Genomic DNA, 13,682 nt, shown 5'->3' with positions numbered 1-13,682 from the left:
CCCTCGACCTGTCCGGCGACGCCCTTGCCCGGGGTCGCCGTGAATTCCGTGACCTCCGGCAGCCGCACTGCGGGATCAGCGGGACCAGCGGGACCAGCGGGATCAGCGGGATCAGCGGGATCAGCGGGATCTGCGGCCTCCGAAGACTCTGTTTCCGGAGCTTGCAGAGCTTGCAGAGCTTGCAGAGCTTCCGGAGCCTGCGGCCCCTCCGGCCCTCGCACATAGGCACAAACCGCCCGGCCCACCGGATGCTCCGACCCCTGCTCCGCCGCCGCGGCCAGCCGTAGTGCCGCGGCCTCGCCGATGCCGTCGGGGCGGGCCGTCACGCCCGTCACCGTCATCGAACCCGTCGTCAGCGTGCCCGTCTTGTCCAGGACGACCGTGTCCACGCGCCGCAGCCCCTCCAGCGCCTGCGGCCCGCTGACCAGGATGCCCAGGCCGGCGCCGCGGCCGGTGGCCGCCAGCAGGGCCGTGGGCGTGGCCAGGCCCAGCGCGCAGGGGCAGGCGACGACGAGGACGGCCACCGCGGCGGTGACGGCCGCCTGCGTCGAGGCGCCCGCGCCGAGCCAGAAGCCGAGGACCGTCACGGCGACGGCCAGCACGGCCGGCACGAAGACCCCGGCGACGGCGTCGGCCACGCGCTGCGCCTTCGCCTTGCCCGCCTGCGCCTCCTCCACCAGCTTGGCGATCCGGGCGAGCCGGGTGTCGGCGCCGACCGCCTCGGCCCGTACCTCCAGCAGCCCGCCGGAGTTGACGGCGCCGCCGACGACGGAGGTGCCCGGCCCGGCCTCCACGGGCGCGCTCTCGCCCGTCACCAGGGACAGGTCCAGCGCCGAACTGCCCGCGACGACGACGCCGTCGGTCGCGACGCGCTCACCGGGCCGTACGACGAAGCGGTCGCCGACGCGCAGCTGCTCGATGGGCACCCGGCGCTCCGTACCGTCCGCCGCCCGCACGAGCACGTCCTTCGCGGCGAGCGAGGCGAGGGCCCGCAGCGCGGAGCCCGTGCTGTGCCGGGCCCGGGCCTCCAGCAGCCTGCCGATCAGCACGAACAGGGGAACGCCCACGACCGCTTCGAGGTAGACGTCCGCCGTGCCGACCGCCATGGAGGGCACCAGCGTGAACGGCATCTTCATGTCCGGCCGTCCGGCGCCGCCCAGGAAGAGGGCGTACGCGGACCAGGAGTAGGAGGCGATCACGCCGAGCGAGACGAGCGTGTCCATCGTCGCGGCCGAGTGCCGCAGCCCGCGCAGGGCGCGCTCGTGGAAGGGCCACGCGCCCCAGACGGCGACCGGCGTCGCGAGGACGAAGCACAGCCACTGCCAGTTGCGGAACTGCAGGCCGGGGGCCATGGACAGCACCAGTACGGGGATGGACAGCACGGCCGTGATCAGCAGTCGGGTCAGGGCGCCCGTGGCAGCCTCGCCCGCCTCACCCGCCCCGCTCTCCTTGTCTCCCCCGGAACCCGGCGTGGGGGCGGGCTCGGGCAGCGCCGCCGTGAAGCCGGCGCCCTCGACGACCGCCATCAGTTCCGCGGGGGTGACCCCGGCGGGGTGGGAGACGCGGGCCCGACCGGTGGCCAGGTTGACGGTCGCGCCCACACCGTCCAGCCTGCCGAGCTTCTTCTCCACGCGCGCCACGCAGGCGGCGCAGGTCATGCCGCCGACGATCAGTTCGGTGGTGGCGTCCGCCGTCGTGGCGGCGGAGTCGGTGCCGGGCGCCGTACCGGTCGCGGCCGAGGTGCCGGTCGTCATACTCATCGCCCACCCATGCCGTTCATGCCGTTCATGCCGTGCATGCCACCCATGCCGCCCATCCCTCCGCCGGAACCCGACCCCGAGCCCGAGCCCGATCCCGACCCCGGCTCAGACCCCCCGGTGCGGTGTATCCCGGGAGCCGCCGGACCGGCCGCCGTTCCGACGGCGTACGCGACGCCGAAGAGGGCGGCCAGCAGCAGGACGAAACCGATCAGGGTCGCGTACGGACTGCCGTAGGGACTTCCGGACCGGCTTCCGGACCGGCTTTCGGACAGACTCCCAGCCGGGCTTCCGGATGGACTTGCGGATGGAGAGAGGGAGCGACGAGCGGTCATCTCCGCATCGTGGCACGCTGCGCAGCCGGTTCTGCCGCCTTCCGCCCGCTCCCGGCGCGTGAGGATTGTCCCTTGTGTCCGCGGGAACCAGAGGCCCTTGCCGGCCGACTACCTGGAGATACGGAACCTGCGCGACAGAGGTGTCCGTAAATCCGTGCGAACAACCCCCCGGCCGGCGGGAACTCACTCCACCGCCCGTCCGACTTCTCAGGGGTCCACGACTTCGCGAGGAGCCCTCACCGTGTCCCAGCCCGAGCCGTCCGAGCTGCCCGACCCCGTCCCCCTCTACGGGTCCGAGTACAAGCGGGACCCCTACCCGCTGTACGCGCGGATGCGGGAAGCGGGCCCGATCCACCGGGTCCTGTTCCCCAGCGGGGTCACCGCGTGGCTGGTCACCGGGCACGAGGCCGCCCAGAAGACCCTCGCCGACCCCCGGCTCGGCAAGAACCACGACCGCGGCAACGACCGCTGGCGCGCCCGCGCCTCGATCATGCCCGAGCCGCAGCACTCGCAGCTGCAGGTCCACCTCCTCCACCAGGACCCGCCCAAGCACACGGCCATGCGCCGCCTGGTGACCGACGCGTTCGCGCCGCGGCGCGTCGAGGGGATGCGGGCGCGCTTCCAGGAGATGGCCGACGCGCTCGTGGACGCGATGCCGGTGGAGGGGAATGCGGACGGGGACGCGGACTCCGCCGACCTCGTGCAGTGCTTCGCCGCCCGCTTCCCCTTCCAGGTGCTCGCCGAGGTCATCGGCCTGCCGCCGCACCTGGCACGGCGCTTCCGCCGCGAGTGGGGCAAGGTCGTCGCGCCCGTGGGGCCCACGGACCCCGGGCGGCCCGCCTACGAGGCGCTGCTGCGCGAACTCCAGGGCTACATCGCCGAGGTCGTCGCCGACCGGCGCGAGGCGCCCGGCGACGGACTGCTCAGCCGCCTGGTCACCGCCCGCGACGCGGGCGAACTGACCCCGGAAGAGCTCGACTCCATGATCTTCCAGTTGCTGGTCGCCGGCCAGGAGCCCGTCACCAACCAGATCACCACCGCCATGGTGAACCTGCTCCGCCACCCCGAGGCCCTGGCGCGGCTGCGGGACGAGCCGGAGCTCCTGCCCGCCGCCGTCGAGGAACTCATGCGCCTCGACAGCGCCTTCGAGCTGACCACTTGGCGCTTCCTGGCCGAGGACGCCGACCTGCACGGCACGCGCGTACCCGCCGGTGATTCCGTGATCGTCTCCCTCTGCGCGGCCAACCGCGACCCCGAGCGCTTCCCCGACCCCGACACCCTCGACCTCGACCGGGCCCAGGGACCCCACCTGGCCTTCGGCCACGGCATCCACTTCTGCCCCGGCGCGGCGCTCGCCCGCATCGAACTCCAGGTGGCCCTCGGCACCTTGCTCGCCCGGCTGCCCGGCCTGCGGCTCGCCGTGCCCGACGGGGAGCTCCCCTGGATCCCGGCCGTCCTCGGCCGCGGCACCTCCGCGCTGCCGGTCTCCTTCGACCGCGCCGCCGTCTGCCCCATGGGCCGTGGGTGAGTGCCGCATGTCCCACGCCACGCTGACCTCTCCAGCCTCCCTGGCCTTCTCGGCCTCTCCGGTGGCCTCTGCCGCTCCTGTGACGCCTGCTGCCTCCACCTCCTCCGCTTCTTCCACCTCCTCCGCTTGCTCCACCTCCTTCGCCTCGTCCGTCGAGGCGCGCATCCTCCGCCTCCTCCTGCCGTACCACCGCACCACCGGCGCGGGGTCCGCGGACACCGCGGACTTTCCCGAGCAACTGCGCCAGATACGGCAGTTCACGGACGCAGGCGAGCCCGTCCTCTTCACCCTCCCCGGGTTCCCCTGCAAGTCGCCCAACCCGGCCAAGGTCCTCGGCCACCTCCCCGACGAGGGCGAGCGGCTCTCCCTCGCCTTCCTCGACCGGCTCTGCTCGCGCATCGGCGAGGTCTACGCACCCGGCGCGCGCATCCTCATCTGCTCCGACGGGCACATCTTCGGGGACCTCATCCATGTACCGGACGAGCACATCGACGCCTACGGCGACGCGCTCCGCGACCTGATCGCCGGCGAGGGGCTCGGCTGCCTCGACACGTTCGACCTGCGCGACGTCCACGGAGACCTCGACCACGACACCAAGCGCCGGCTCGTGACCGAGGCGTACGCGCCCTCGGTGGAGACGCTGCGGGCCCTCGTCCGCGGCGACGAGGAGACCGCGCGGCTCTACCGCGGCATCACGCGCTTCCTCGTCGAGGACACCGCGGACTTCGACGGCACGCGGTCCGCGCTGCAGCGCGAGTGCCGGACCCGCGCCTACGGGGTCATCGCGCGCAGCCGCGCCTGGGGCGACCTCATCGCCGACTGCCACCCCAGGTCCGTACGGCTGTCCATCCATCCGCAGCGGCCGGGCGCGGAGAAGTTCGGCATCCGGTTGCTGGACGCGGCCGACGCGTGGGCCACGCCGTGGCATGCCGCCGTCCTGCGGGGGCGCGGGGGAGAAGCGCGGCTCATGCACCGGGCGGAGGCGGAGACGCGGGGGCGCCTCGTCCTCCGTGCGGGGCGCCCGAGCCACTTCGAGGAGCGGGAGTAGGGATCAGGGAGCAGGGAGTAGGGGCAGGGGGGTAGGCGGTACGGGTAGATCCGACTGAGGCGGGCTGAGGCCGGCTCTCCGTCAGCCTGCCGGGGCCGGGGCGAACTGCCCCGTGCCCACGACCTTGAGCAGGGCGAGGCGTTCGGCGGTGTCGCTGCCGGCCGGCGGGGTGTACAGGATGACGCGCTGGTCGCCCTCCGGCGCGAGCAGCGTCTGGCAGTCCAGGTCGACCGGGCCGATCAGCGGGTGCAGGACCCGTATGCGCGTCGCCCGGCGCACCGCGACCTCGTGCAGCTCCCACAGGCCTGCGAACTCCTCGCTCGCGTCCCGCAGCCGTTCCACCAGGCGCGTCGCGGCGGGGTCGCCCGCGCGCCGCCCCACGGCCGCCCGCAGGTCGGCCACGTGCAGGCGGCCGTAGTAATCGTGCTCGTCGGCCGGATACGCGGCGCGCTGCGCGGGGTCGGTGAACCAGCGCCAGACCACGTTGCGGCCGTGTTCCGAGACCGTGCACACCCCGCCCAGCAGGGCCTCCGCCATCGCGTTCTGTGCCAGGACGTCCCCGAGGCCGCCGAGCACCTGGACCGGTGTGGCCGGAAGCCGGTCCAGCAGGTGGAGCAGCCCCGGGCCCACGTGGTCGCCCGCGGTCCGGCCGGCGGGCGGGCGGCGGCCGGCCAGGAGGTGGAGGTGGTCGCGCTCGTCGGCGCTCAGGCGCAGGGCGCGGGCCAGCGCCGCGAGCATCTCCGGCGAGGGTTGCGGGCCGCGGGCCTGCTCCAGGCGGATGTAGTAGTCGGCGGACATGCCGGCGAGCTGAGCGACCTCCTCCCTGCGCAGGCCCGGGGTGCGGCGCCGGGGGCCGGCAGGCAGGCCCACGTCCTGAGGGCGCACCCGGTCGCGGGAGCGGCGCAGGAAGTCGGCGAGTCCGGAACGGTCGATCGTCATGGTGATCATCCTGCCGGACGGTCCCCGGGCTCAGACAGGGACTGCCGGTCCCAGGGTCGGCAAGGCTCTCCCGGCATCCGCTCGGCGACGGCAATGTTGGCCGGGCCGGAGCACGAACGCCGCCCCGGCCCCACCGCAACCGCACCCCGCACCCCGCACCCCGCACAAGGAGCACTCCCATGGCCACCGTCACCGTCAACGGCGCCCACGTCCACTACGAGCGAGCCGGCTCGGGCCCCGCGCTCGTCCTGGTCCACGGCACCGGATCGGCGGGGGCCGCGGTGAACTGGGGGCGGACCAACCCCCGGTTCACCCCGCACCGCACCGTGATCACCCCTGACCTGTCGGGCACCGAGGCCACCGTCGACGACGGCGCGCCGCTCACCGCCGAAGGGCTCGCCGCCCAGGTCATCGCCGTTATCGAGGACGCGGCCGACGGGCCCGTCGACCTGCTGGGCTTCTCCATGGGCGCCACCGTCTCCGCCGCCGTCGCGGCGCTCCGCCCCGACCTCGTCCGGCGGCTGATCCTGGTGGCCGGCTGGGCCCGCACCGACAGCGACGAGTACCTGCGCAGCCTCTTCACGCTCTGGCAGAACCTCGGCACGAGCGACCCCGCGTCCTTCGGCCGCGCCGTCGCGATGACCGGCTTCAGCCGCGGCTTCCTCAACACCATCGGGCGCGAGCAGTTCGAAGCCCTGATCCCCAACATGCCGCCGACCGAGGGCACGCTGCGCCACATCGCCTACGACCTGCAGGTGGACATCCGCGCCCTGCTGCCGCGCATCCAGGCCCCCGCGCTGGTCATCGGCTGCACCCAGGACATCACGGTCCCGGTGGAGCACAGCCGCGCCCTCCACGCGGCGATCGCCGGCAGCGCCTACGCCGAGATCGACTCGGGTCACGTGGCCTTCTTCGAACAGGAAGAGGTCTTCGTCAAGCTCGTGACCGACTTCATCGAGGCCTGATCGCCCTTGCGGCGGTCCGGGAATGCCCACCCCCGCAAGGCTGTTGTGATCTTCGACCAGCACGTGATCGACAACAAGGGGGCAGGTCATGGCGCGCGACAACGGCCAGGTGCAGGGGACCGTCGCGGAGGGGTTCGAGGGCGTGCGGGAGGCGTTCGCCGCGGTGCTCGGGGAGGCGCGGGTCGCGCCCGAGGCGCAGCTCGTGGCGCACGTCGACGGCCGCCGGGTGGTCGACCTGTGGGGCGGTCCCGGTACCGGGGCGGACACGCTGACCGGTCTCTACTCCATCACCAAGGGCGCCGCCCACCTCGTGGTCGCGCTCCTGGTGCAGGACGGCGTCCTCGACCTGGACCGCGAAGTGGCCGCCTACTGGCCGGAGTTCGCGGCGGAGGGCAAGGGCCGGCTCACGCTGCGCGAGCTGCTCGCGCACCGTTCCGGAGTCGTCGGCGTCGACGGCGGCTTCACCACGGAGGAACTGGCCGACGATCGGCTGGCGGCCGCGCGGCTCGCCGCGCAGCGGCCCTTCTGGGAGCCGGGAACGGCGTACGGCTATCACGCCTTCGTGATCGGCGCCCTCACGGGCGAGGTCGTGCGACGGGTGACCGGCCGCTCGATCCAGGAGATCTACGAGGAGCGGATCCGGGCGCCGTACGGGCTCGACTTCCACCTGGGCCTGCCCGAGGGGCTCGAAGCGCGCTGCGCGCCGGTGCTGCCGCTGCTGCCCACCGAGGAGGAGGCCGAGCGGCTCGCGGCCGGCGCTTCGGCCCCGGACAGCATCAAGAGCATCGCCTTCAACCAGAACGCGACCCCGCCGACCGACCTGGTGGCCTTCGCCAACACCCGTGCCGTCCGGGCCCTGGGCCCCGCCTCGTCCGGCGGGGTCGGCACCGCGCGGGGCGTGGCGGGGATGTACGCGGCGGCGATCGGCGAGGTGGACGGCCGGGCCCCGCTGCTGAAGCCGGAGACCGTCACCGAGTTCGCCCGCGTCCGGTACCGCGGGACCGACCTGGTCACCGGCAACGAGGACGTCTTCGGCCTGGGCTTCGAGGAGCTGAGCGGCCGCTATCCCTTCCTCGGCCCGGACGCCTTCGGCCACAGCGGCGCGGCCGGCTCGCTCGGCTTCGCGGACCCGGACAGCGGCGTCGCCTACGCGTACACGCGCCGCCGCTTCGCCTTCCCGTCGGGGTTCGGCGCGGGCCTCGAAAACCACCGGCTGGCCGAGGCCGTGGTCCGGGCGGCCGCAGCGCGCTAGCCGGGCCGGCGCTCTGCAGCAAGCGCACCGGCCGACGCCCTGCAGCGAGCGCACGGCCCGACGCTCTGCAACGAGCGCACCGGCCAACGCCCCGCAGCAAGTGCCCTGCAGCAAGTGCCCTGCAGCAAGCGCCCCGCGGCAAGCGCACCCGCTAGCGCTCCGCCGTCACCGCCTCCGCCGGGCGGGGCAGCGCCGGCGCCGCCGCCGGTGACCGGTGGTCGAAGGCGATCAGGGGATCGCCCGTCAGCGGGTGGTCGATGATCGCCGCCCGGACGCCGAAGACGTCCGCCAGCAGTTCCGGGGTGAGGACGTCGCGCGGCGGGCCCGAGGCCACCACATGGCCCTCGTGGAGGACGTGGAGGCGGTCGCACAGGGACGCCGCCGCGTTCAGGTCGTGCAGGGACAGCAGCGTCGTGCGGCGCTGCTCCCGCAGCAGGGCCAGGAGTTCCACCTGATGCAGGACGTCCAGGTGGTTCGTCGGCTCGTCCAGGACGAGGACTTCCGGGTCCTGGGCGAGCGCCCGGGCCAGCAGTACCCGCTGCCGTTCGCCGCCCGACAGGGCGGAGAAGCGCCGCTTCTCCGCCCCGGCGAGCCCCACGCCCGCCAGCGCCGCGGCCACGATGTCCTTGTCGGCGGGGTCGTCGCCCGCGAACGCCCGCTTGTACGGGGTGCGGCCCATGGCCACGACGGCCCGTACCGACAGCTCGAAGTCGCTGCCGCGCTCCTGGGGGAGTGCGGCCACCCGCCGTGCCGCCTCGGGGGCGGTCAGCGACCTGATGTCCGTACCGCCGACCAGCACGCGGCCGGCGTGCGGCCGCAGATAGCGGTAGACGGTGCGCAGGACCGTCGACTTGCCGCTGCCGTTGGGCCCGACGAGCCCGGCGATCTCCCCGTCCTCCGCGACGAGGTGCACCCCCGACACGATCGTCCGGCCCGACAGCGCCACGTCGAGGTCCTCGATGGCGATCCGCATCTCCCTAGCCCCTCTCCAGGCGGCGGTCCAGCAGGTACAGCAGCGTCGGCGCGCCGATCAGCGCCGTGACCACGCCCACCGGCAGCTCCTGGTCCGGCAGCGCCGTACGGGCCACCAGGTCGACCACGACCAGCAGGACGGCGCCGAACAGCGCCGCCACCGGCAGCAGCACGCGGTGCGCGCCGCCCACGACCATCCGGCACACGTGCGGCACCATCAGCCCCACGAAGCCGATCGCCCCGGAGACCGACACCAGCACGCCGGTGAGGACGCTCGTCACCACGAACAGCTCGCGCCGCAGCCGTGCGACGTCCACGCCCAGTCCGGCCGCGGTCTCGTCGCCCATCAGCACGGCGTCGAGGGCACGGGCGCGCGCGAGCAGCGCGGCGAGGCCCAGGGCCACCGCCGCCGCCGGCACGCCGAGCGTCGCCCACTGGGCGCCGCCCAGCGAGCCCATCAGCCAGAACAGCACGCCGTGCGTCTGCTGGTCGTCGCCGGCCTGCAGCACCAGGTAGTGCGTGAAGCCGGACAGGAACTGCCCGATCCCCACCCCCGCCAGCACCAGCCGCAGCGGCGAGAAGCCGCCCCCGCGCCGGGCCATCGCCCACACCAGCGCGAACGACGCGAGCGCACCGGCGAACGCCGCCGCCGACAGCCCCAGCCCGAGGAGCCCGCCCGCACCCGCCCCCAGCACGATCGCCGCGACCGCGCCGAGCGAGGCCCCGCTGGAGATGCCCAGCAGGTACGGGTCCGCGAGCGGATTGCGGACGAGGGCCTGGACGGCCGTGCCGACCAGCCCCAGGCCCGCGCCCACCACGGCCGCGAGCAGCGCCCGCGGCACCCGCAGCTGCCACACGATCAGATCCCGGGTGCCCGGCACCGGCTCCTGCCCGCTGATCCCGCGCGTCACCGAGGACCACACCTCGCCGAGCGGCACGTCCGAGGAGCCCAGGCACACCGACGCGGTCAGCGCGACCAGCAGGGCCGCGGCCAGCGCCCCCGCCACCCACGGCGCCCGCGCCCCCGGCTCGCGCTCCTCCGCCCGTTCCGCGGTGACCGCGGCGGGCGCCCCCACCGGACCCATCTACTTGACCCGGTCCGGGTGCAGCGTGTGCGCGATCTCGCGCACGGTGTCCGCGCTGCGCACGCCCCCGATCGTGGTGCGCTCCGAGCCGATGCGCAGGAAGCGGCCCTCCTTGACGGCCGTGAGGTCCTTGGTGGCGGGGAAGTTCTTCAGGAACTCCGCGGCCTCGTCGAACGCCTTGGCGTTCGCCTCCTCGCTGCCCCGGTTGCGGACGCCCAGCTGGATCCAGTCCGGGTTCTTGTCGACGACGTTCTCCCAGCCCACGGGCTTGAAGTCGCCGTCGCAGCCGTCGAAGACGTTGCGGCCGCCGGCCATGCCGATCACGGCGTTGGCGACCTGCCGGTTGCACACGGCCATCGGCTGCTTGGTGCCCGCGTCGTAGTCGAAGAAGAAGTACGACGGGCGCTTGTCCTCGGGGACGTCCTTGAGGGCGTCCTGCACCGCGCCCGTCTTCTTCCGCATCTCCTGGACGAGCTCGGCGGCGCGCGCGGAGGTGCCGGTGACCTTGCCCAGCTCCTCGATGTCCGCCTCGACGCCCGACAGGTCCGTACGCGGCGTCTTGCTCATCGCGGCGCAGGCCGTCGACTTCAGGAAGACGTGCTTGATCCCGGCGGTCTCGAACTCCTTGGCCGTCGGCGCGTCCCCCATCTTGCCCATGTTCTTCATGGACGAGAAGGCGTCGACGTACAGGTCCGCGCCCGAGCCCAGCAGCTTCTCCTTGGGGATCACCGTCCTGCCCAGCACCGGCACCTTCGCCGCGCGGTCCGCGTACTGCCCCGGCATGGCGCCCTTGCCCGGCGGGAAGCCCGTGCCGGCCACCTTGTCGCCCGCACCCAGCCACATCAGCAGCTCAAGGCTCGCGGCGTTGCTGGTGACGATCCGCTTCGGCGCCGACTCGAAGGTGGTCTTCGCGCCCATGCAGTCCGTGACGCTCACCGGGAAGCCGGACCGCGCGCCGGCCGCGGCGTCGTCGGACTTCTTCGCCTCCCCGCCACCGCCGCCGCAGGCCGTCGCCGACAGGGCCACAGCGGCCAGTACACCGCACCACGCACGAGGGCGCATCAGACAACTCCAGGAATTTCGGTTCGCCACGGGCCCGCCGGTGCGGGTCCGGATCAGGTAGTCGGACCGCAGGCCCGCCGGGTTCCCGCGTGTCGCGAAGAACTGCGACGTAGGCTGCATCGAACGCCCCGCCGACGGCACGCGGCGCGCGGGCGGAGGCGGATCCGGCAGGTGAAGGAGACCGTGATGGCGGATGCGACGAATACGACGAATGCGGCGACCGGCGCGGCGACCGGCGCGACGGACGTGACGGGCGCGGCGGATGCGGCGGATGCGGCGGATGCGGCGACGGCCGCGGCCGGGCGGCCCGACGGGCAGCCGCAGCCGCGCGATCAGCTCAAGGAGATGCCCACCGACTGGCGGCGCGCCCTCGCGATCGTCGCCCACCCCGACGACCTCGAGTACGGTGCCTCCGCCGCCGTCGCCACCTGGCTGGACGACGGGCGCGAGTGCGTCTACCTGCTGGCCAGCGTCGGCGAGGCCGGCATCGACACCCTCGCCCCCGCCGAGGCCGGGCCGCTGCGCGAGCGCGAGCAGCGGGCCAGTGCGGCCGCCGTGGGCGTGGAGACCGTCGAGTTCCTCGGCCACCCGGACGGCGTCATCGAATACGGCACGGCCCTGCGCCGCGACTTCGCCGCCGCCATCCGCCGCCACCGCCCCGAGCTCGTCCTGACGCTCAACCACCACGACACCTGGTCCTGGGGAGACTCCGTCTTCTGGAACACCCCCGACCACCGCAACGTCGGCCGGGCCGTCCTCGACGCCGTCGCCGACGCGGGCAACCGCTGGATCTTCCCCGACCTCGCCGAGGAGGGGCTCCTGCCCTGGGACGGCGTGCGCTACGTGGCGGTCGCCGGGTCCCCGCGGCCCACGCACGCCGTCGACGCGAGCAGCGGCCTCGACCGGGCCGTCGCGTCCCTCCTCTGCCACCGCACGTACATCGAGGCGCTGACGAAGGAGGACCCGGAGACGTACTGCCGCACGTTCCTGGAGGGCAGCATGCAGGGCGTCGCGGCGCGGTTCGGCGGCCGCCCGGGCGTCTCCTTCGAGCTCTTCAACCGCTGACGGGCCGCGGGGCGGGCTCCCACGGGCCCGCCTCCGCGGACCTCGCGATCCGGGCGTCGTGATCCGGACCTCGTGATCCGGATCGCGTGATCCGGACCTCGTCCTACGCCACCGGGGCCCCTTCCGCCGCCCCTTCCGCCACCCCCTCCGGGTGAGCCGCCTCGTGCGTCCCGTGGTACTCCGACGCCCGTTCCAGCACCAGCACGGCCACGTCGTCCTGCAGCCGCCCGCCCGTGTGCGCGTCGAGGTCGGCGCGCAGCCTGCCCAGCAGTTCGGGTGTGGGCAGGGCGGCCCACGCGTCCAGCCGCTCCGCCAGGGGGTAGAAGCCGCCGCCGGGCGACCGGGCCTCGGTCACGCCGTCGGTGCAGGTCAGCACCCGGCAGCCGGGCGGCAGGGCGACGCGGTGGACCGTCCGGGGAGAGGCGGCCAGGTCGCCGAGGCCCAGGGGCAGCCCGGCGTCGGCCGGTTCCAGTTCGCGGGCGCCGCCCTGCGCGTCGATCAGGAACGGCGCCACGTGCCCGCAGTCCACGAACGTGACCGGCACCGGGCCGCTCGCACCGGGCCGTCCTGGGCCCTCCTCGGTGCCGAAGACCAGCGCCGTGACGAACTCCTCCGCCGCCCGCATCCGCGCGTCCTCCGGCCGCCCGCCGTGCCGGCCCGGCTGCAGCCGCGCCTGGTACTCCGCGGACCGGTGGTAGCGGTACAGCCCCTGCTCCATCGCCCGCACCGAGCTCTCCAGGTCGCGCCGGTGGTAGGCCGCCTCCCGGAAGGCGGTCAGCACCGCCGCCCCCGCGCCCAGCGTGCCCAGGCCCTTGCCGCGCACGTCACCGATCAGCACGCGCGTCCCGTACGGCGTGTCGACCACCTCGTACAGATCGCCGCCGACGAGGGCCTCCCGCTGCGAGGACACGTAGAAGCCGTCCACGACCACACTGCGCGTCCGCAGCGGAAGCGGCCGCAGCAGCGCCCGCTGCGCGGCCTCTCCGGTGGCCCGTACGCGCTCCAGCAGGGCGTCGCCGTCGCGCCGCAGCCGGGCCACGGCGATGCTCGCGCCCACCATCAGCGCGTTCCCGACGAACGAGCCGACCCGGTTGACCGCCACCTCGCTGTCGGCCATGCCGTGGTGCGCCACCATCAGGCAGAAGTCGACGACGCCCACGAACACCGTCTGCCGGTACGTGCACAGCGCCGCGGCCGTCATCGGGGCCAGGGCCGCGAAGACGTCGAGGCGCAGGTTCGACGGCGTCATCAGGTCGACGCACACGATGCCCGCCAGGTAGGCGAGGACGAGCGCGAAGGGCAGTCTGCGCGACGACGACACCTGGCGGGACCTCCACGCCGGAACGAGGCTCATAGGGGTATTTGTGCCATTACACCCTGGCACGGGTGCGCCTCTCGGCCATCGATGTGATCTTGGTGCCGCCGCCTCTTGACTCAGAGTTTGCGGTATGTGCGGGCGTCGTCCGCCGCGGCGAGCACGGCGGCGAGGTCGCCGCCGGCCGACGCCGTCACCAGGCCGGTCACCGCGCCCTCCACGAACGGGGCGTCGGCGATGCGCACCTCGGCACCGCCGAAGCCCTCGGCGAGCAGGGCCTTCACCGTGAGCACCGCGCTGCCCATGTCGCAGAAGACCACCACGCCCGCACCCTGGTCCGCCGCCGCGACCGCCCGCCG

The 13,682-nt window shown here is 74.1% G+C and carries 12 protein-coding genes; 5 read left to right on the top strand and 7 right to left on the bottom strand.

The features are described from left to right. A partial coding sequence (locus tag V7793_RS22095; RefSeq protein ID WP_336009129.1) for a heavy metal translocating P-type ATPase occupies positions 1-1,754 on the bottom strand: 1,754 nt, incomplete at its 3' end. A gap of 579 nt (positions 1,755-2,333) precedes the next feature. Here V7793_RS22095 and V7793_RS22090 point away from each other — a divergent pair. Both V7793_RS22090 and V7793_RS22085 read left to right on the top strand, forming a co-directional pair. Further along, positions 2,334-3,620 carry a cytochrome P450 family protein gene (locus tag V7793_RS22090; protein WP_336009123.1) on the top strand — a complete coding sequence of 429 codons (1,287 nt, stop codon included), beginning with the start codon at positions 2,334-2,336 and terminating at the stop codon, positions 3,618-3,620. Between the two features lie 7 nt (positions 3,621-3,627). Then, positions 3,628-4,668 (top strand): isocyanide synthase family protein, encoded by a 1,041-nt coding sequence (locus V7793_RS22085; RefSeq protein WP_336009121.1) that lies wholly within the window; start codon positions 3,628-3,630, stop codon positions 4,666-4,668. Positions 4,669-4,749: 81 nt separating this feature from the next. On the opposite strand, the gene V7793_RS22080 is transcribed toward V7793_RS22085, so the two are convergent. Next, positions 4,750-5,616, bottom strand: coding sequence for a helix-turn-helix transcriptional regulator (locus tag V7793_RS22080; protein ID WP_336009119.1), 867 nt, complete (start codon positions 5,614-5,616; stop codon positions 4,750-4,752). A 170-nt stretch (positions 5,617-5,786) separates the two neighbouring features. On the opposite strand from V7793_RS22080, the gene V7793_RS22075 reads away from it, so the two are divergent. Both V7793_RS22075 and V7793_RS22070 read left to right on the top strand, forming a co-directional pair. After that, positions 5,787-6,572, top strand: coding sequence for an alpha/beta fold hydrolase (locus V7793_RS22075; RefSeq protein WP_336009118.1), 786 nt, complete (start codon positions 5,787-5,789; stop codon positions 6,570-6,572). Between the two features lie 88 nt (positions 6,573-6,660). Further along, positions 6,661-7,824, top strand: coding sequence for a serine hydrolase domain-containing protein (locus tag V7793_RS22070; protein ID WP_336009116.1), 1,164 nt, complete (start codon positions 6,661-6,663; stop codon positions 7,822-7,824). Positions 7,825-7,975: 151 nt separating this feature from the next. Here the strand turns inward: V7793_RS22070 and V7793_RS22065 are convergent, their stop codons facing one another. From V7793_RS22065 to V7793_RS22055, 3 genes are read right to left on the bottom strand one after another with little or no spacing between them, the layout of a single operon-like run. Continuing rightward, positions 7,976-8,797 (bottom strand): ABC transporter ATP-binding protein, encoded by an 822-nt coding sequence (locus tag V7793_RS22065; protein WP_336009115.1) that lies wholly within the window; start codon positions 8,795-8,797, stop codon positions 7,976-7,978. Between the two features lie 4 nt (positions 8,798-8,801). Next, on the bottom strand, positions 8,802-9,881 hold the full coding sequence (locus V7793_RS22060; protein ID WP_168093663.1) for a FecCD family ABC transporter permease: 1,080 nt from the start codon (positions 9,879-9,881) through the stop codon (positions 8,802-8,804). Beyond that, a complete protein-coding gene (locus tag V7793_RS22055; protein WP_336009113.1) occupies positions 9,882-10,943 on the bottom strand; it encodes an ABC transporter substrate-binding protein in 1,062 nt (353 codons plus the stop codon). 345 nt (positions 10,944-11,288) lie between these two features. On the opposite strand from V7793_RS22055, the gene V7793_RS22050 reads away from it, so the two are divergent. Beyond that, positions 11,289-12,008, top strand: coding sequence for a PIG-L deacetylase family protein (locus V7793_RS22050; RefSeq protein WP_336009125.1), 720 nt, complete (start codon positions 11,289-11,291; stop codon positions 12,006-12,008). Between the two features lie 103 nt (positions 12,009-12,111). Here V7793_RS22050 and V7793_RS22045 read toward each other — a convergent pair whose 3' ends face one another. Both V7793_RS22045 and V7793_RS22040 read right to left on the bottom strand, forming a co-directional pair. Continuing rightward, the gene (locus tag V7793_RS22045) at positions 12,112-13,362 is read right to left on the bottom strand and encodes a PP2C family protein-serine/threonine phosphatase (RefSeq protein WP_336009111.1); all 1,251 of its coding nucleotides are present in this window, start codon (positions 13,360-13,362) and stop codon (positions 12,112-12,114) included. 80 nt (positions 13,363-13,442) lie between these two features. Next, a partial coding sequence (locus tag V7793_RS22040; protein WP_443057965.1) for a PTS-dependent dihydroxyacetone kinase phosphotransferase subunit DhaM occupies positions 13,443-13,682 on the bottom strand: 240 nt, incomplete at its 5' end.

It is taken from the genome of Streptomyces sp. KLMMK, from assembly GCF_036961605.1.
Classification (GTDB): Bacteria; Actinomycetota; Actinomycetes; order Streptomycetales; family Streptomycetaceae; genus Streptomyces; species Streptomyces telluris.
Note: the sequence above shows the minus strand (reverse complement) of the source record. Positions and strands in the feature narration are given on the sequence as shown.

Coding starts and splice junctions, on each gene's coding strand:
- V7793_RS22050 (WP_336009125.1), top strand. CDS start 11,289: ATGCCCACCGACTGGCGGCGCGCCCTCGCGATCGTCGCCCACCCCGAC.
- V7793_RS22065 (WP_336009115.1), bottom strand. CDS start 8,797: ATGCGGATCGCCATCGAGGACCTCGACGTGGCGCTGTCGGGCCGGACG.
- V7793_RS22060 (WP_168093663.1), bottom strand. CDS start 9,881: ATGGGTCCGGTGGGGGCGCCCGCCGCGGTCACCGCGGAACGGGCGGAG.
- V7793_RS22080 (WP_336009119.1), bottom strand. CDS start 5,616: ATGATCACCATGACGATCGACCGTTCCGGACTCGCCGACTTCCTGCGC.
- V7793_RS22055 (WP_336009113.1), bottom strand. CDS start 10,943: ATGCGCCCTCGTGCGTGGTGCGGTGTACTGGCCGCTGTGGCCCTGTCG.
- V7793_RS22075 (WP_336009118.1), top strand. CDS start 5,787: ATGGCCACCGTCACCGTCAACGGCGCCCACGTCCACTACGAGCGAGCC.
- V7793_RS22070 (WP_336009116.1), top strand. CDS start 6,661: ATGGCGCGCGACAACGGCCAGGTGCAGGGGACCGTCGCGGAGGGGTTC.
- V7793_RS22045 (WP_336009111.1), bottom strand. CDS start 13,362: ATGAGCCTCGTTCCGGCGTGGAGGTCCCGCCAGGTGTCGTCGTCGCGC.
- V7793_RS22085 (WP_336009121.1), top strand. CDS start 3,628: ATGTCCCACGCCACGCTGACCTCTCCAGCCTCCCTGGCCTTCTCGGCC.